The organism is Stenotrophomonas sp. GL_101 (genome assembly GCF_057835675.1).
This window is the reverse complement of record NZ_CM174432.1, coordinates 278768-296188: the sequence shown is the minus strand read 5'-3', so window position 1 is coordinate 296188 and position 17421 is coordinate 278768. Positions and strand designations below refer to the sequence as shown.

18 protein-coding genes are annotated in these 17421 nt (G+C 68.4%); 5 read left to right on the top strand and 13 right to left on the bottom strand.

Annotated elements, in window-relative coordinates:
- Positions 1-16: 16 nt before the first annotated feature.
- From AC3IR9_RS01310 to birA, 3 genes are read right to left on the bottom strand one after another with little or no spacing between them, the layout of a single operon-like run.
- Positions 17-829, bottom strand: coding sequence for an SPOR domain-containing protein (locus tag AC3IR9_RS01310; protein WP_489293532.1), 813 nt, complete (start codon positions 827-829; stop codon positions 17-19).
- A 9-nt stretch (positions 830-838) separates the two neighbouring features.
- Complete coding sequence (locus tag AC3IR9_RS01305) at positions 839-1576, bottom strand: type III pantothenate kinase (protein WP_489293531.1); 738 nt, start codon at positions 1574-1576, stop codon at positions 839-841.
- Positions 1573-2541, bottom strand: coding sequence for a bifunctional biotin--[acetyl-CoA-carboxylase] ligase/biotin operon repressor BirA (birA, locus tag AC3IR9_RS01300; RefSeq protein WP_489293530.1), 969 nt, complete (start codon positions 2539-2541; stop codon positions 1573-1575). Before birA ends, AC3IR9_RS01305 begins: the two co-directional genes overlap by 4 nt.
- 130 nt (positions 2542-2671) lie before the next feature.
- Here birA and AC3IR9_RS01295 point away from each other — a divergent pair, with 130 nt between their 5' ends.
- Both AC3IR9_RS01295 and AC3IR9_RS01290 read left to right on the top strand, forming a co-directional pair.
- Positions 2672-2947: a hypothetical protein gene (locus AC3IR9_RS01295; protein ID WP_489293529.1), complete on the top strand. Its 276-nt coding sequence runs from the start codon at positions 2672-2674 to the stop codon at positions 2945-2947.
- Positions 2914-3705, top strand: a complete 792-nt coding sequence (locus tag AC3IR9_RS01290) for a M90 family metallopeptidase (RefSeq protein WP_489293527.1) — start codon at positions 2914-2916, stop codon at positions 3703-3705. The genes AC3IR9_RS01295 and AC3IR9_RS01290 overlap by 34 nt, the downstream gene beginning before the upstream one ends.
- 31 nt (positions 3706-3736) lie before the next feature.
- On the opposite strand, the gene AC3IR9_RS01285 is transcribed toward AC3IR9_RS01290, so the two are convergent.
- The 4 genes from AC3IR9_RS01285 to dusA form a co-directional block, all read right to left on the bottom strand.
- Positions 3737-5164: an ATP-binding protein gene (locus tag AC3IR9_RS01285; RefSeq protein ID WP_489293525.1), complete on the bottom strand. Its 1428-nt coding sequence runs from the start codon at positions 5162-5164 to the stop codon at positions 3737-3739.
- Positions 5165-5190: 26 nt separating this feature from the next.
- Entirely contained in the window at positions 5191-5874 is a 684-nt protein-coding gene (locus AC3IR9_RS01280; protein WP_228884579.1) for a response regulator transcription factor, read from the bottom strand.
- Positions 5875-5946: 72 nt separating this feature from the next.
- Positions 5947-6318 (bottom strand): hypothetical protein, encoded by a 372-nt coding sequence (locus tag AC3IR9_RS01275; RefSeq protein ID WP_489293524.1) that lies wholly within the window; start codon positions 6316-6318, stop codon positions 5947-5949.
- A 211-nt stretch (positions 6319-6529) separates the two neighbouring features.
- On the bottom strand, positions 6530-7558 hold the full coding sequence (gene dusA / locus AC3IR9_RS01270) for a tRNA dihydrouridine(20/20a) synthase DusA (protein WP_489293522.1): 1029 nt from the start codon (positions 7556-7558) through the stop codon (positions 6530-6532).
- A gap of 158 nt (positions 7559-7716) precedes the next feature.
- On the opposite strand from dusA, the gene AC3IR9_RS01265 reads away from it, so the two are divergent.
- Positions 7717-8673: a cation diffusion facilitator family transporter gene (locus tag AC3IR9_RS01265; protein ID WP_489293520.1), complete on the top strand. Its 957-nt coding sequence runs from the start codon at positions 7717-7719 to the stop codon at positions 8671-8673.
- Between the two features lie 15 nt (positions 8674-8688).
- Here AC3IR9_RS01265 and AC3IR9_RS01260 read toward each other — a convergent pair whose 3' ends face one another.
- Positions 8689-9522, bottom strand: coding sequence for a cupin domain-containing protein (locus AC3IR9_RS01260; RefSeq protein ID WP_489293518.1), 834 nt, complete (start codon positions 9520-9522; stop codon positions 8689-8691).
- 110 nt (positions 9523-9632) lie between these two features.
- Here AC3IR9_RS01260 and AC3IR9_RS01255 point away from each other — a divergent pair, with 110 nt between their 5' ends.
- The gene (locus AC3IR9_RS01255) at positions 9633-10058 is read left to right on the top strand and encodes an organic hydroperoxide resistance protein (RefSeq protein WP_489293517.1); all 426 of its coding nucleotides are present in this window, start codon (positions 9633-9635) and stop codon (positions 10056-10058) included.
- Between the two features lie 315 nt (positions 10059-10373).
- Here AC3IR9_RS01255 and mmsB read toward each other — a convergent pair whose 3' ends face one another.
- Genes mmsB through AC3IR9_RS01230 form a run of 5 tightly spaced genes read right to left on the bottom strand, consistent with a single transcriptional unit; the run spans position 10374 to position 15911 of the window.
- A complete protein-coding gene (gene mmsB / locus AC3IR9_RS01250; protein ID WP_489293515.1) occupies positions 10374-11264 on the bottom strand; it encodes a 3-hydroxyisobutyrate dehydrogenase in 891 nt (296 codons plus the stop codon).
- Entirely contained in the window at positions 11261-12436 is a 1176-nt protein-coding gene (locus tag AC3IR9_RS01245; protein ID WP_489293513.1) for an enoyl-CoA hydratase/isomerase family protein, read from the bottom strand. The genes mmsB and AC3IR9_RS01245 overlap by 4 nt, the downstream gene beginning before the upstream one ends.
- Positions 12433-13230 (bottom strand): enoyl-CoA hydratase, encoded by a 798-nt coding sequence (locus AC3IR9_RS01240; RefSeq protein ID WP_489293511.1) that lies wholly within the window; start codon positions 13228-13230, stop codon positions 12433-12435. Before AC3IR9_RS01240 ends, AC3IR9_RS01245 begins: the two co-directional genes overlap by 4 nt.
- Positions 13227-14393: an acyl-CoA dehydrogenase family protein gene (locus AC3IR9_RS01235; protein ID WP_489293510.1), complete on the bottom strand. Its 1167-nt coding sequence runs from the start codon at positions 14391-14393 to the stop codon at positions 13227-13229. The genes AC3IR9_RS01240 and AC3IR9_RS01235 overlap by 4 nt, the downstream gene beginning before the upstream one ends.
- A gap of 12 nt (positions 14394-14405) precedes the next feature.
- Positions 14406-15911: a CoA-acylating methylmalonate-semialdehyde dehydrogenase gene (locus tag AC3IR9_RS01230; RefSeq protein WP_489293508.1), complete on the bottom strand. Its 1506-nt coding sequence runs from the start codon at positions 15909-15911 to the stop codon at positions 14406-14408.
- A 111-nt stretch (positions 15912-16022) separates the two neighbouring features.
- Here AC3IR9_RS01230 and AC3IR9_RS01225 point away from each other — a divergent pair, with 111 nt between their 5' ends.
- On the top strand, positions 16023-17393 hold the full coding sequence (locus tag AC3IR9_RS01225) for a helix-turn-helix domain-containing protein (protein ID WP_489295659.1): 1371 nt from the start codon (positions 16023-16025) through the stop codon (positions 17391-17393).
- Positions 17394-17421: the final 28 nt, after the last annotated feature.

Below are 17421 nucleotides of genomic sequence, written 5' to 3'. Positions count from 1 at the left end.
TCGCGGAGCGGGGATTCTAACGCACCGGCGTGCAGTCCAGCGAGCGCTGCTGCGCCGCCCCGCTGCGCTGGCGGGCCGCGCTGGCGTCGGTCTGGGCGGCCAGGGTCGCATCCAGCCACCACTGCGCGCTGCCATCGCCGCCGCTGGGCACCAACCGGGCGTTGAAGCCGGCGGCGCTGAGCGCGGCCATGCGGCGCTCGGCGCCCTCACGGTTGCGGTACTGGCCCAGCGCGATGGCGTTGGTCTCTTCACCCTGGGCAATGATGTAGTAGTCGCTCAGCCCGGCCGCGACGATGCGCTTGACCGTGGCCTGGGCGTCCTCACGGCTGGCGGCGGCAGGCAGCATCACGCGGTAGCGGGTGGCCCCGGCATCGGCGACTTCACGCAGGCGTACGCCGCGCAACAGCGCGGCGGCCTTGCCCTGCGCGGCCTGGGCGGCGGCACGATCGGCGAACGGCCCCAGGCTCACGCACTGCGCGGGTACTGCAGCGACGGGCGCGGGCGTCGGGGGTGGCGTGGGTGCGAGCGCTACCGGCGCAGATACCGGTGCAGCGGGTGCGGCGAGGGGCGTCGGTGCTGCCACGGGCGCCGCGCGCGGCGCGTCGGGGGGCGTTGCAGGTGCCGGGGTGACATCGTCCAGCGCCGTCGTCGGCACTGCAGCGGTGGTTGGACCGGGGGGGATGCCGGCGGCAGCGGGTAGCAGCTGCAACTGGGCCACACCGATGCCGGGTGCCGGCGGTACCGGGGCCGGTTCGCCACGCAGCATCCACCACAGCGCCACCCCTACGTTGAGGATGGCCAGTACGACAATCAGGGCGCGAGTCAGCATGCCGCGATCCTACCGTGCGCCGGCAGGCGGGTGCACGGCCCAGCGCGCGAGGCCATCGAGCACCAGCGACGGCTGGAAACGCGCATCGACCAGCAGCGGCATCAACGCGGGCGCGCCGCCGCCGTGCACCAGCAACGCTGGCACCCGCCCGAACAGCGCGGCGGCCTGCGCGCGGCTGCGTTCGATCAACGCCACCGCAGCCCCGTCGCAACCGGAGGCCAACGCATCGGCGGTGTCGTTGGCGAACTCGTGGTAGTCGCCCCCCGTTGCCGGCAGCTGCACCGCGCGCGCATGCAATGCCTCGCGCATGGTGGTGGGCGAGGCGGCAATGCGCCCGCCGTGGTGCAGGCCATCGGCGTCGAGCAGATCGATGGTCAGCGCGGTCCCGACCCCGGCAATCACCACCGCCTCGCCCTGCGCGGCAGCGCCCAGCAGGGCCAGGAATCGATCCACCCCGAACCGGCTCGGGTCCGCGTAGGCAACGCGGACCCCGGCGCGCGCCGCCTCGGTATGCACCACCTGCACGCGTGCGAACCGTCCCTGCAGGATCGCCAGCATGCTGCGGGTCAGTGCCGGTGCGGCCACGCTGGCCACGTAAGCCACGCCACCGGTGGGCAGCGCCTGCAACGCGTCGGCCGGCATGCCTTCGGCGCCATGCGGCCAGGCCTGCACATCGCCGGCGTGCACGCCCTGCAACGGGGCGAACTTGAACCGCGAATTTCCCAGGTCGAACAACCAGTCGCTCATTGCGCCCTCACGCTGACTTCGCCGGCATGGAACACCCGCTCACCGGCATCGGTGCGCACGCGCAGTGCGCCATCGTCGGCCAACCCCAGGGCCAGGCCCTCGATCATGCAGCCGCTCTCTTCCACCCGCACCGCGCGCCCGGCCAGGCAGTCCAGCGCCGCATAGCGCGGCAGGAACGGCGCCAGGCCATCGGCATCAAACGCGTCCAGCGCCGGCAACAGGGCCGCGAGGATCCCCGCAACCACCGTAGAGCGACTGACCCCGGCCTCGCCGGCCAGGGTGGCCAGGTCGGTCCATGGCTGGGTGATCTGCGCGGCGAACGCCGGCGGCATGCGCACGTTGACGCCCAGCCCGATCACCGCGCGCGCCGGGCCGGCGAACTCGCCGCCGCCTTCGACCAGCAATCCGCCCAGCTTGTGCCCGTTGACCACCAGGTCGTTCGGCCATTTCAGCGCCACCTCGGTGAAGCCCTGCGCACGTAGCGCCTCGGCCACCGCCACGCCAGCGACCAGGCTCAATCCGCCCAGCCGCGACAGCCCGCCGGCGAATCCGCGCAGCACCGACAGGTACACATGCGCGGCCAGTGGCGAGGTCCAGGCGCGGCCCCGACGGCCACGGCCGCCGGTCTGGCGCTCGGCCAGCAGCACGGCTGTACCGCGCTCAGGCACGCTGCAGCGCAGCAATTCGGTGCTGGTCGAACCGACGCTCCAGGCCACCTCCAGCGAGGCCAGCGCGGCCGCGGCGGCGGCCGGCAGCGCGGCACCGATGGCCTCGGCGTCCAGCAGCTCCAGCGGTTGCCGCAGCTGGTAACCGTCGCCGGCGCGGCCCTCGATATCCACCCCGGCCGCCCTAAGTCCTTGAATCCGCTTCCAAATCGCGGCGCGGGTGTGGCCCAGCTCGCGGGCCAGCGCGTCGCCGGAGAGGCGCCCGGCACCCAGTTTGGCCAGCAGTTGGCGGTCGTCCACGGCAGCTTCCATCAGGTAATCGACAAAATTATGCGGGAAAGCCCGCCACGGTGCCCGTTCCGGTCGGTTCCAATGCGGGCGCTGAATCGGGCTAGAATCGAAGATTGATCCGCCCTTACGGATGTCGACGATGCGCCCGTTCGCCCATTGCCTGATTCTGTTGATGGCCCCGTTGGCCGCGCATGCTTCCGATGCGCTGACCAGCCCGGGGCGGGGCGGCTGCGTGTATGCACCGGCCGAAAGCGAGCGCGCCGCACCGGCCACCGCCCCGGCGGCACGCGCACCGGCAGCGGCCAAGCCCAGCGCGGGTGCGGCCAGCAGCGGGGGCGGGGGTGGCGATGACGACGTGCTGCCGCGCCTGCGCGCACCGAAGTGGCACAGCTTCCTGCCGGGCATGTTCCGCTGATCGAACGTCTGTGGGGGTGGTTGCGGCGCACGCCGCGCCCGATCGATCCAGCGCTGTGGCAACTGAGCTGCCAGCGCGGGCCGTGGTTGCAGGCCCTGGATCCGGAACGAAGCGAACGTCTGCGCGGTTTGAGCGCGCGCTTCCTGCACGAGAAAACCATCAGCCCGGTCGGCGGCCTGCAGCTGGACCAGGGCGACGCCGTGCTGCTGGCCGCGCTGTGCTGCCTGCCCTTGCTGGAACTGGGTGAGATTGGCTTGCGCGGCTGGTCGCAGCTGATCGTCTACCCCGATGCGTTCCGGGTGCAGCGCAGCCATGTGGATGCGGCCGGCGTACTGCACCAATGGGACGACGAACTGATCGGCGAATCCTGGGACAGCGGCCCGCTGATCCTGTCCTGGGCCGATATCCAGGCCGACATCGCCGACCCGCACGCCGGCTACTGCGTGGCCGTGCATGAAATGGCGCACAAGATCGATGCGCTGGACGGCGCAATCGACGGCACCCCACCGCTGCCACGTGCATGGCAGCAGCAGTGGGCAGCCGATTTCCAGGCCGCCTACGATGCGTTCTGCGCGCGCGTGGATCGAGGTGGGGACACCGCGATCGACCCCTATGCGGCCGAAGCGCCGGAAGAGTTCTTCGCAGTCGCTACCGAATACCACTTCTCCGCGCCGGCACTGCTTGAGCAGGAGATGCCGACGGTCGCCGCGCATCTGCGGCGGTTCTACGGTGACTCGCCGGGCCACCGCACGCGCTAGGGCACCGCGGGTTGCTCGATGCGCCGGGCCATCACGGCCCCGGCGGCAGCGTCACCTCAAAGCGGGCACCGCCCAGCTCGGGCGCACGCGTCACGTGCAGCTCGCCCCGGTAGTCCTTGATCAGGTCCTGCACGATCGACAGGCCGATGCCATGGCCCTGCACGCGTTCGTCGCCTCGCACGCCACGCTGCAGCACCTTGGCGATGTCTTCCGAGGCGATGCCCGGGCCATCGTCATCCACCGACAGCCGCAGCCCGGCACGGCGCGCGCCCGGCGCGGGCAGCGCCCTGGCGGTCAGCAGCACGCGGCGGTTGGCCCACTTGAACGCATTCTCCAGCAGGTTGCCCAGCAACTCCTGCAGATCGCCCGGCTCGCCATGGAAGCGTGCGGCCTCATCGATGTCGAACTCGCACAGCACGCCCTTGCCGGCGTACACCTTTTCCAGCCCGCGCACGATCTCTTCGGCATTGGATTCAATCGGCAACGGCGCGGAGAACAGTTTGTGGCCCGATGAGGCCGCGCGTGCCAACTGGTAGGACACCAGGTTGTTCATGCGCCGCAACTGCACGTCGAATTCTTCGCGCAGGTCCTGGTCGTGCGCACCGCTGTCCAGCTGCGTGCGCAGCACCGCCAGCGGCGTCTTCAGGCTATGCGCGAGATCGGCCAGGGTGTTGCGCTGGCGCTCCAGGTTTTCGCGCTCGCTCTCGATGAAGGCATTGATGCTGTCGGTGAGCGGTTCCAGCTCGCGCGGGTGGCGCTCGCTCATGCGCTCGGTCTCCCCGCGCTGCACCTTGGTCAACTCGTTGATCACCCGTCGCATCGGGCGCAGGCTCCACTGCAGGATCACCGTCTGCAACAGCAGCAGGATCAAGCCGGCGCCACCCATCCAGAACCACACCCGGGCACGGAACACGCGCAGCTGCGCGCCGAGTGCGCTCGAGTCTTCCATCACGTAGATGGTGTAGGGGTATTCGGTGGCCGGGTCGGCGTCGGCATCCCATACCAGGCCCAGCCCGTAGCGATACACCGAGCCCTCGCTGCCATCGATCTGGATCATCGGCAGCGGGCCTTCGAAGACCTCCTGGCGCGGGGCCAGCAGGCCACCGCCCACGGTGGGCAATATCGGCCCTTCGGCCGACAGCGAATTGGCCGTGGAGCCGTCGGCCATCACCACCTGCATGTACAGGCCGCTGCCGGGCCCGGCAAACCGTGAATCCGGTGGCTGCTCGCGGATGTACAGCGATCGGTCACGGGTGAAGTCGATCCCGTCCGCGTAGGCCCGGGCATAACTTTTCAGGCGATCCTGCATGTTGGCCCGCGCGGTGTCGGCAAATGCCGCATCCAGCGCGTAGCCGGCGATCGCCAGGAACGCAACCAGGCCCACCGAGGCGGCCAACAGCTGGCGCGCCTGCAGGGAGCGCGGCCGCCAGCGTTTAAAGAACCACAGACGGCCTGACATCACCTTCCTTCGCCCGGCGGACCGGCTCAGCCTTCGTTGCGCGGAATCGCGAAACGGTAGCCGCGGCCACGCACGGTTTCGATCGGCTTGAGTTCGCCATCGGCATCGAGCTTCTTGCGCAGGCGGCCGATGAACACTTCCAGCACGTTCGAGTCGCGGTCGAAATCCTGCTGGTAGATGTGTTCGGTAAGGTCGGCCTTGGAGACCAGTTCACCGGCATGCATCATCAGGTATTCGAGCACCTTGTACTCGTAGCTGGTGAGGTCCACGTTGCTGCCGGCAACGCTCACCGTCTGCGCGGCAAGATCCAGCGCAACCGGGCCGCACTCCAGCGTCGGCTTGCTCCAGCCGGCGGCACGGCGCAGCAGCGCATTGACGCGGGCCAGCAGTTCTTCGACGTGGAACGGCTTGACCAGATAGTCGTCGGCGCCCTGCTTGAGGCCCTCGACCTTGTCCTGCCAGCTCGACCGCGCGGTAAGAATCAGCACCGGGAATTTCTTGCCCTCGTCGCGCAGGGCCTTGATCAGTTCCATGCCCGACATCTTGGGCAGGCCCAGATCGATGATGCCCACGTCGAACGGCACTTCGCGGCCCATGTACAGGCCTTCTTCACCGTCCTGCGCAGCGTCGACGGCAAAACCTTCGCGCTTGAGCCGGGCGGCCAGGGTTTCCCGCAGCGGGGCTTCGTCTTCGACCAGAAGGATACGCATGAACTCTCCCTAGTGTCCTGGGTATGGCCGGAGGCCAGTGGAATACAGTTGATTACGGACAACTATCCCTGTTCAGGGGTTATCGCCGCGTAGTGAAGACATATCCGATCGCGGTGCGCGGGGCTGTGAACGCGCCGGCGCCGGATCGTCCATGTAGCGGACCCGGCCGCGGTCATCCATGTACTTGACCCGGTTGATGTCGCGGCCGTCGAACGGAACCCGCTCGGCGCCCAGGATATGGCCGCCGGTGGTGCGCTGGACGCGGCGCACCGCATCGGACAGCGAACGCTCCTGCGGGGCGCCACGCGCGGCACGCGCCATCGCCTCGCCACGCCCCTGATCCTGCGGCGGCTCCTGCGCCCATGCACTGCCGAGCGATGCAGCAGCGCCCGACGCCAGCAGGGCGAGGACGGCAAGTCGGCGGGGGCAGGTCACGGAGAGCATTCGGTCAGATCCTAGCGGAGCGCGGCAAAACGTTCAAAAGTTGTGAATCGCAGTCGCCAGCCAGGCCGGCGTTTTACGAATCTTTAGCGAATTCTTGGTTTTACGCAGTGAATCCGGTCTGAACTTTTCCGGATGCGCGGTCGCGCCGTTCATATAAGTGAACATTGGCGACTAAAGTGAGCCCCTTGTCAAGCAGACAAGGTGACGCGCCTCACGCCGCGACGCGCTCGGCCCGGGCACGGGTGACCGCCAGCGCCTGCTCGATCAGCGTCCAGTCGGCCCCGGCGCGGTGCGCGCCTTCGCTGAGTACCTGGCGGAACGCGCGTCCGCCGGGCTGCCCGTGGAACAGGCCCAGCAGATGGCGGGTAATGTGCTTGAGAGCCAGGCCGCGGCCCAGCTGCTCCTCGATGTACGGGCGCATGGCGCGCAGCAGGGCCTCGCGCGGCAGCAGCGCTGCGCCGGTCTGGGCGGCCTCCAGCTGATGCAGCACGTAGGGGTCGTGGTACGCCGCGCGGCCCAGCATCACCCCGTCCAGCGCGGGCAGCTGCGCCTGCGCGGCGTCGACCGTGGCCAGGCCACCGTTGAGGACGATCTGCAGCGCCGGGCGGTCGGCCTTGAGACGGTGCGCCCAGTCGTACTTGAGCGGCGGCACTTCGCGGTTTTCCTTCGGCGACAGGCCCTTCAGCCACGCATTGCGGGCATGCACGACAAACATCGCACTGCCGGCGTTGACCGACTGATCGACGAACTTGACGAAGGTTTCGTAGTCGTTGTCTTCATCCACGCCCAACCGGCACTTCACCGTGACCGGGATCTGCACGGCGGCCACCATGGCGCCCACGCACTCGGCCACCAGCGCCGGCTCGCGCATCAGGCAGGCACCGAAGCGCCCGGCCTGGACCCGGTCGGAGGGGCAGCCACAATTGAGGTTGACCTCGTCATAGCCCCAGTCCTGGGCGATGCGCGCGGCCTGCGCGAGCAGGGCCGGGTCGCTGCCGCCCAGCTGCAGGGCCAGCGGGTGCTCGCTGCCATCGAAGCCAAGCAGGCGCTCGCGATCGCCGTGGATGACGGCATTGGCGTGCACCATCTCGGTGTACAGCCGTGCGCCCGGCGCCAGCAGGCGGTGGAACACCCGGCAGTGGCGGTCGGTCCAGTCCATCATCGGGGCGACGGACAGACGCAGGGAGGCGGCGTAACGCGCGGCGGCGTCGGTGGCGGGCAGGGTCATCGGGTGGCGCATCGGGAACAGCTGGCAATGCCAGCGCAATCAACAGTTTACCCGCTCGCAATGAACGCTGCCCGCGACCCCGCCGTGAAGGCCGGGGCGTGGTCAATGCGCACGGTGCGGCGGCGACAGTGGACAATGCGCCACCGCACTGCTTCGCACTGAGCGCCACGATGACGTTGCCCCGCTTCAACGGCCTGGACCCCACCACCGAACAAGGCGTGCTGCGCCTGTCGATCGCCGCATCGCTGGCGATGGCGGCCGTCGCGGTGGTGTTCGGCTTCCTGGCCAACTCCTCGCTGATCATCTTCGACGGCATCTACGGCCTGATCGACGTGGTGATGACCTGGCTGTCGCTGCTGGTGGTGCGCCTGATCAGCCTGTCGACCAACGTGGATGCGCTGCAGTCGCGCTTGAACCAGCGCTTCACCATGGGTTTCTGGCACCTGGAGCCGATCGTGCTGGGGGTGAGCGGCACGCTGATGATCGGCGCGGCGCTGTACGCGGCGGTCAATGCGGTGGACGCGCTGTTGTCGGGCGGGCGCGTGATCGCGCTGGGGCCGGCGATCGTGTTCGCGGTGATGTCGATCATCGCTGAAAGTGGCCTGGCCCTGTTCGTACGCCGCGCGAACCGCTCGATCGGTTCGGAATTCATCGCACTCGATGCGAAGAACTGGGTGGTGGCCGCCAGCATGTCGGCGGCGTACCTGGTCGCCTTCGTCGGCGGGTTCGTCCTGCGCGGCACGCCGTGGGCGTGGCTGGTGCCGTACATCGATCCGGCGATCCTGCTGGTGGTGTGCCTGTTTGTGATGGTCGCGCCGCTGGGCACCGTGCGCCAGGCGCTGGCGGACATCCTGCTGATCACGCCGGTGGACCTGCAGGCGCACGTGGACGAGGTCGCACGCACGATCGTGGCCAGGCACGGCTTCGTCGAGCACCGCAGCTATGTGGCCAAGGTGGGCCGTGGTGAACAGATCGAACTGTTCTTCGTGGTTCGCGAGGACGACGCGCCGCGAGCGCTGGTGGAATGGGACCGGCTGCGCGATCAGATCGGCGAGGCGTTGGGTGAGGAGTCACCGGACCGCTGGTTGACGATCATGTTTACGACCGATCGCGAGTGGACGATCTGACCCTGGCGGTCGCGGTCAACCCGCCGGTGCCGTGGCCTGCTTCCACTGCCGCGGCGAATGCCCGGTCTGCGCCTTGAACGCGCGCGACAAGGCCGCTTCACTGCCGTAGCCCACGTCTATGGCGATGCGTTTCAGCGGCTCGCCACGGCGCAACGCCTGCTGCACCAGACGGGTGCGCCAACCCTGCAGGTAGTGGCCAGGCGTGCTGCCGATGGTGTCGCGGAAGCTGTCGGCAAACGCGCTTCGCGACATGCCAGCGCGCTGGGCCAGCGATGCCAGGGTCCAGTCTTCGGCCGGGGCTTCATGCATGGCGACCAGTGCGTGGCGCAGACGCGGGTGGGCCATGCCGGCAAGCAGGCCGACGCGAAGCTGGCCGCTCTCCATCAGCGCGCGCAGGATCTGGATCAGCACCACTTCAAACAAGCGGTCCAGCAGCGCCTGGCGACCACAACGCTGGGCGAAGGCTTCTTCAAACAACAGCGCGAGGATCGGCTGGCCACCGTACAGATCGTCCAGCGGCAGGCAGATCAACGCAGGCAGCGCGGCGGCGACGGGGTTGTTGCCAGCACCCTCGAACTGCAGGTGGGCGCAGGCGAAGTCGGCAACGCGCCGGGCATCGGTGACAAACCGATGCGCGAGCGGGCGCGGATACAGCAGCACGCTGGGCCGGGTGATCTGCAGCACGCTGCCGTCGTCGTGTTCCACGCGCACCTGGCCGTCGCGGATCAGGTGCAGTTGGCCGCGCTCGCCCTCGGCACCCAGCGCGGTGATGCCGCACAGCGGGCCGGCGTGAAACACCTCGGCGCTGACCGCGAAGCGGCTAAGCAGGGATTGCAGGCGGTCGACCATTTCGGACTCTGGATCAAGTTTGATAGACGAAATGTAACCCAACGTACCCATGGATAGCGCAAAGTACACCTGCCATCTGGCTTACCCCCTTCACTGCACAGGAGATTCCCATGACCATCGAAAACGTTCTGTACACCGCCACCGCCACGGCTACCGGCGGCCGTGAAGGCCACGCCGCCTCGTCCGACAAGGTGCTGGACGTGCAGCTGTCCACCCCGCGCGAGCTGGGCGGCGCCGGCGGCCCGGGCACCAATCCGGAACAGCTGTTTGCCGCCGGCTACTCGGCCTGCTTCCTGGGCGCGTTGAAGTACGTGGCCGGCCAGGCCAAGGTCGCCCTGCCAGCCGAGACCAGCATCACCGGCAAGGTGGGCATCGGCCAGATCCCGACCGGCTTCGGCATCGAAGTGGCGCTGGAGATCAGCGTGCCGGGCCTGCCGCGCGAGCAGGTGGAAGAACTGGTGCAGAAGGCGCACATCGTGTGCCCGTATTCAAACGCGACCCGCGGCAACATCGATGTGACGTTGACGGTTGCCTGATGCGGTAGCGCGTGCCGACCAACGGTCGGTACCTACTGCAGCGAAAAAAATGGGCGACTGCCTGGCCTTGGCCTGGCAATCGCCCATCCCACCGCGGTGGATCCCGGGGCCAGGCCACGGGATGCGTTTGATTCTGCGGTGCAACGACCAACGGTCGTTGCCTACCGGTGAAGGTGTGATGCCGCCGCTTTCAATGCGGTTGCCGGGCAGAGCCCGGCACTACCGTTGTCTGTCTGGAGAACAGCCCCCTTGATGTTCAAGGGGGCGCGCCGAAGGCCCAGGGTTCAGGTGGAATGCCCCGACCAGCGACCGGGTTTATCGGTCGCTGGTAACGAGCTGCACGACGCTGGAGAAATCCAGCTTGCCGCGGCCGGCCTGGTGGTTCATCGAGTACAGGTTGCGGGCCAGTTCGCCGAGCGGGATCGAGGCGCCGACGTTCATCGCCGCTTCCACCGCCAGGCCCATGTCCTTGAGCATCAGGTCGCTGCCGAAACCGCCGCTGTAACCGCGCGAGGCCGGGGCGTTTTCCAGCACGCCCGGCCACGGGTTGCATACTTCGGTGGCCCAGCTGCGGCCGGTGCTGACCGCCATCATCTGCGAGAGCACCTTCGGGTCCAGGCCATGCGCCACGCCGAGCGCGATCGACTCGCCGGTGACGGCCATGATCACGCCCAGTGCCATGTTGTTGCACAGCTTGGCGACCTGGCCGGCACCGCTGGCACCGACGTGGAAGATGTTCTTGCCCATCGCCTGCAGGATCGGACGCGCGCGTTCCAGCGCCTCGGCCTCACCACCGACAATGAAGGTCAACGTGCCGGCCTGCGCACCGGCAGTACCGCCGGAGACCGGCGCGTCGAGCATCTGCAGGCCGCGTGCGGCGGCCGCTTCAGAGACCTTGCGCGCGGTGGCCGGGGCAATCGTGCTGCAGTCGATCACCAGCGCGCCCCCGGGGATGTCGCCGAGCAGGCCATCATCGCCCAGGTACACACCTTCGACGTGGCGGCTGGCCGGCAGCATCGAGATGACGATCTCGGCATCGGTCAGCGTATCCAGCGCCGAATGCGCGGCGCTGGCGCCGGCATCCACCGCCGCCTGGACGGCAGCGGGGACCAGGTCGAACACGCGCACGGCGTGGCCGGCCTTGGCCAGGTTGGCGGCCATCGGGCCCCCCATGTTGCCCAGCCCAATGAATGCGATACGGCTCATGCGTGGCTCCTGTCAGGGACGGTGGCGCCCAGGTCGGCCAGCGGGTGCGCTGTTTCCGTCCAGGGCGATACAAGGAAGGTGCCGGCCCACTCCGCGGTGGCCTCGGCCAGGGTGGTCGGTTGCCAGCGCGGGGTGCGGTCCTTGTCGATCAACAGCGCGCGGATGCCTTCGGCGAAATCGCCGTGGGCCGTGCAGTGCAGTGCAGCGATGTACTCGACACGATAGACCTCGGCCAAGCTGGCACCGGCGGCGCGACGTTGCAGTTCGACGGCGAGCCGGGCCGAGCCGGGCGCGCCGGCAGCCAAGGTGGCCTGCGCGCTCTTCAGCCACGGATCATCCGATTCCAGCCCGGTGATCCGTTCGACGATGGCGACAACATCATCGCCCTCGCACAGCGCATCGATGCTGGCGGCATTGCGCAGCAGCGGGCCGGTGGCCGCATCGCTGGCATGCTGCTGCAGCAACGCGCTGAGCTGTTCGTGGTTGCGCTTGGCGGTATCGCTCCAATGCACCTCGGTGAGCGCGGCCAACACCGCCTCGCGCTGCGCCTCGGCGATGTGGATGTCGGCCAGGCCGGCATAGATGGCATCACCGGCATTGAGCGGCGCGCCGGTCAGGGCCAGGAACAGGCCGCCCTTGCCGGGCACGCGCGGCAGCAGCCAGCTGCCGCCAACATCGGGGAACAGCCCGACGGTGATTTCAGGGAAGGCCAGCTTGGACCGCTCGCTGACCACACGGTGGCTGGCGCCGGACATCAGCCCGATGCCGCCGCCCATGACGATGCCATGGCCCCAGCACAGGATCGGCTTGGGATAGGTGTGGATGGCGTAGTCGACGCGGTACTCGACGTCGAAGAATTCGGCGGCGTAGGCGTTGTCGCGAATGTCGCTGCTGCCTGCCTGACGATAGGCAAGCATGCTGCGATACAGGCTGTGCAGGTCACCGCCCGCGCAGAATGCCTTTTCACCGGCCCCCTGCAGTACCACCAGGGCGATACCGTCGTCGGCCGCCCACGCCTCCAGCCGCTCGCGCAGCAGGTGCGCCATCGGCAGCGAGAACCCGTTGAGGGTGCGCGGCGCATTGAGCGTGGCGATGCCGATGCGCTTGCCATTGCCGGCACGGCGCTCGTCGAACAGCACCGGTGCTTCGTCGCTGGCGACGACGGCGCTCATGCGTTCTTCCACTGCGCGGCGCGCTTTTCCAGGAAGGCGTTCACGCCCTCGGCCTGGTCGGCGCTGTCGAACAGGTCGACGAAGGCTTCGCGCTCGGCCACCAGTGCCGAGGCATGGCTGCCACTGCGGGTGGCCTGCACCAGGGTCTTGCAGGCCGCGATGCTGGTCGGGCTCTGCTTGCCGGCCTTGTGCGCCCATGCCAGCGCCAGGGCCTTGGCCTCGCCCTTGCCCACTTTCTCTTCGGCCAGGCCGATGCGCACGGCAGTCTCGGCATCGATGCGCTCACCGAGCAGGATCATGCGCTTGGCCCAGCCCTCACCGACCAGTCGCGGCAGGTTCTGGGTACCCCCGGCGCAGGGCAGCAGGCCCACGGTGGCCTCCGGCAATGCCACCTGGGCGTGTTCTTCGATGATGCGCAGGTCGCAGGCCAGCGCGCATTCCAAGCCGCCGCCCATGGCGTAGCCGTTGATCGCGGCGATGGAGACGCCGCGGAAGGCGGACAGTGCTTCAAAGGCTTCACCGAAACGGCGGGCGGCGGCACGTGCAGCGCCCTTGTCGCCGGAGGCGAACTGCTTGAGGTCGGCACCGGCGGAGAAGAACTTCTCGCCGCCGCCGGTGATCACCAGCGCGTAGATGTCCTTGTCGGCATTCAAGGCCCCGACCAGGTCGCGCAGCGCCGCCAGGCTGTGCACGGTCCAGGTGTGCGCGGGCGGGTTGTCCAGCGTGACCACGGCGACGTGGCCATCGGCCTCCACCTGCAGGCCGGTGTGTGCATGCGTACGCCAATCGATCATCGCAGTTCCTCGTCGGTGTTGAGCAGGTGGCGGGCCACGATCACCCGCATGATTTCGTTGGTACCTTCCAGGATCTGGTGCACGCGCGAATCACGCAGCAGCCGTTCGATGGGGTACTCGCGGATGTAGCCGTAGCCGCCATGCAGCTGCAGCGCATCGTTGCAGATGTTGAAGCCGGCATCGGTGGCGAAGCGCTTGGCCATCGCGCACCACACGTTGGCATCGCTGGCACCGGCATCGAGCTTGCGCGCGGCGGTGTGCACCATCTGCCGCGCGGCCACCAGCTGGGTGACCATGTCGGCCAGCTTGAACTGCAGCGCCTGGAACTCGGCCAGCGCCTTGCCGAACTGACGGCGCTCGCCCATGTAGCGGCGGGCGGCGTCCAGCGCGCCCTGCGCGGCCCCCAGCGAGCAGGCGGCGATGTTGATGCGGCCACCGTCCAGCCCCTTCATCGCCAGCTTGAAGCCGCTACCTTCCTCTCCCAACAGGTAGCTGGCCGGCACGCGGACGTTTTCAAAGGTGATGCCGCGGGTAGGCTGGCTGTTCCAGCCCATCTTCTCTTCCTTGCGGCCATAGCTGATGCCCGGCAGGTCGGCCGGCACCGCGATCGCACTGATGCCGCCGGCCCCGGCACCGCCGGTACGCACCATCACCACCAGCAGCTCGGTGGCACCGGCGCCGGAGATGAAGGCCTTGGAGCCGTTGAGCACATAGTGCTCGCCATCGCGCACGGCGGTGGTCTTCAGCGACGCCGCGTCCGAGCCGGCGCCCGGCTCGGTCAGGCAGTACGAGGCCAGCTTGCTGCCCGAGGACAGGGCAGTGCCCCACTCCGCGCGCAGGCTGTCCTGGCCCCACTTGGCCACCATCCACGAGGCCATGTTGTGGATGCTGACGTAGGCCGCGGTGGACGGGTCCACGTTGGCGAGCTCCTCGATGACGACCGCCGCGTCCAGGCGGCTCAGGCCGCTGCCGCCAACCTCGGGGTCCATGTACAGGCCACAGAACCCCAGTTCCCCGGCCTTGGCGATCGCCTCGCGCGGAAAGATACCCTCCGCATCCCATCGCGCGGCGTGCGGCGCCAGTTCGGCCTGGGCGAAGTCGCGCGCGGCCTCTCTATAGGCCTGCTGCGCTTCGTCCAGTTCGGTCGTCATCGCGTGGCTCATGGTCGAACTCCCTTACTTCAAGCTGATCGTGGTGTTGACGCCGTGGCCCAGCGTCTCGTCGTCGAACCAGCGCGAGGTAATCGTCTTGGTCTGGGTGTAGAACATCACCACCTGCTTGCCGTACGGGCCCAGGTCGCCGAGCTTGGAGGCGCGCGAACCGGTGAAGGAGAACAGCGGCACCGGCACCGGGATCGGCACGTTGATGCCGACCTGGCCGACGTCGATGTCTTCCTGGAACCTGCGGGCGGCCGCGCCGGACTGGGTGAACAGCGCGGTGCCGTTGCCGTTCGGGTTGGCGTTGATCAGCGCGATGGCATCTTCCAGCGTCTCCGCTTCGAGGATCACCAGCACCGGCCCGAAGATTTCCTCGTCGTACACGCGCATGCCCGGGGTGACGCCGGCGAAGATGGTCGGGCCGACGAAGTTGCCCTTCTCGAAACCGTCCACCTGCGGGTTGCGGCCATCCAGCACCAGCTTGGCGCCCTGCTCCACGCCCGAGGCGATCAGCGCTTCGACGCGCTCACGCGCGGCGCAGGAAATCACCGGGCCGACGTCGGTGCCGGCGACGCTGCCGCCGCTGACTTTGAGCGATCTGGCCTTGGCCACCAGGTCGGGCACCCAGTCACGGGCTTCGCCGACCAGCACCAGGGTGGAGGCGGCCATGCAGCGCTGCCCGGCCGCACCGAAGGCCGCACCGACCATCGCGTTGAGGCTCTGTTCCTTGTTGGCGTCCGGCAGCACCACGGCGTGGTTCTTGGCGCCCATCATGCACTGCACGCGCTTGCCGGCCAGCGAGGCGCGGTTGTAGACGTGGGTGCCGACACGGGTGGAGCCGACGAACGAGACGGCCTTGATGTCGGGGTGGTCGCAGATCGCGTTGACCACTTCTTCGCCACCGTGCACGACGTTGAGCACGCCCTTGGGGATGCCCGCTTCCAGCGCCAGCTCGACCAGGCGCATGGTCACCATCGGGTCCTGTTCGGACGGCTTGAGGATGAAGGTGTTGCCGGTGGCAATGGCCATCGGGAACATCCACAGCGGAATCATCGCCGGGAAGTTGAACGGGGTGATGCCCGCGCACACGCCCAACGGCTGCAGCAGGGTGTAGGTGTCCACGCCGTTGGCCACGTTGTTGGCCAGCTCGCCGAGCTGCAGGTTGCCGATCGCCGCCGCGTGCTCGACCACTTCCAGGCCGCGGAACACATCGCCTTCGGCGTCCGGCACGGTCTTGCCCTGCTCGGCGCTGAGGATGTGCGCCAGCTCGCTCATGTTTTCGCGGATCAGCTGCTGGTACTTCAGGAAGATGCGCGCACGGGTGCCGATCGGGGTCTTGCGCCAGGTCTTGAAGGCTTCCTTGGCCGAGGCCACGGCGGCATCCACTTCGCCCAAGGTGGCGAACGGCACCTGGGCCAGGACGTCCTGGGTGGCCGGATTGACCACGTTCTGCCAGTGCGAGGTGGTCGATTCAACGAACTGGCCGTCGATCAACATGCGGATACGGGGCGCTGCAACAGTCATGGCAATTCCGGCGGGTGCGAAAGTTGTTTGCATTATTCACACCACCCCGCTCGATTTCCGCGCTGTATGCGCTTAATCTGGCCAATGCCCGCTACGATTCTTGTGAATTCTGTGAATAGCCAGCCCACCCATCGCCAGATTGGCCTGCGCCTGCTGAAGCTGCGTGAGCAGCGCGGCTACCGCCAGGTGGACCTGGCCCGGGCGCTGGGGCTGTCGGCCAGCTACCTGAACCAGATCGAGCGCAACAAGCGCCCGCTGACCCCCGCGGTGCAACAGAAGCTGCGCGAGGTGCTGGGCGACGTTTCGGGGTTGTTCGAGGTGGATGAACCCGGCGCGCTGCAGGAGTCGCTGGGCGAGGCGCTGCGTGACCTGGGTCTGGACGACGTCAGTGCCACCGAGCTGCGCGCGATGGCCGGCAACCTGCCACAGATCAGCCGTGCGCTGCTCGACCTGCATCGCCGCCACCTGGTGCTGCGCGAACATGCCGCCGCGCTGGAGTTCCAACTGGGCGACGTGCATGCCGGGCAGGCCCTGCCGGCCGGCGACCAGGTGCGTGACTTCTTCAACCGCATGCACAACCACATCCCCGAGCTGGACGACCTGGCCGAGCAGCTGTTTGCCGAGTGGGGGCTGGTGGCCGGGTATGTCGCGCCGCGACTGCGCCAGCTGCTGGCCGACCGCCATGGCGTGCTGGTGGAAGTGGCGCCGCTGCAGGCCGGGCGCGAGAAGCGCGTGTACGACGGCAACAGCCGCACGCTGTGGCTGCCCGACTACCTGGAGGCGGGCCAGCAGGCGTTCCAGATGGCCGCCGAACTGGCGCTGCTCGGCTATGCCGCGCAGATCGATGCAGTGATCTCGCGCGCCGGTTTCCGCGAGCCGGAACAGATCGCGCAGGCGCGGATCGGCATGTCCAACTACTTCGCCGGCGCGCTGGTGATGCCGTATGCGCAGTTCCTGCGTGCCGCCGAGCACAGCAGCTATGACATCGATGCGCTGGCGCACCGTTTCGGGGTGGGCTTCGAGGCGGTCTGCCACCGCCTCAGCACGCTGGCGCGACGCAGTGCACCGGGGCTGCCGTTCTTCTTCATCCGCGTGGACCGCGCCGGCAATGTGTCCAAGCGGCATTCGGCGACCGATTTCCACTTCTCGCAGGTGGGCGGTTCGTGCCCGCTGTGGATCGTGTACGAGGCGTTCAACCAGCCCGGCCGGGTGCTGACCCAGACCGCGCGCATGCCCGACGGGCGCCGCCATTTCTGGCTGGCGCGGCAGGTCAGCAGCGGGCCGGTGGGGCATGGGCAACCGCGCAAGACCTTCGCGGTGGCGCTGGGCTGCGACCTGCAGCACGCCGAGCGGCTGATCTATTCGCGCGGGCTGGACATCCAGAGCCCGGGCAACTCGGTGTCGATCGGCCCGGGCTGCCGGGTGTGCCCACGCGAGGACTGCATGCAGCGCGCGTTCGCGCAGTTGCCGGGGCGCGCGTAGAGCCGACCGTTGGTCGGCTGGCTTCGCC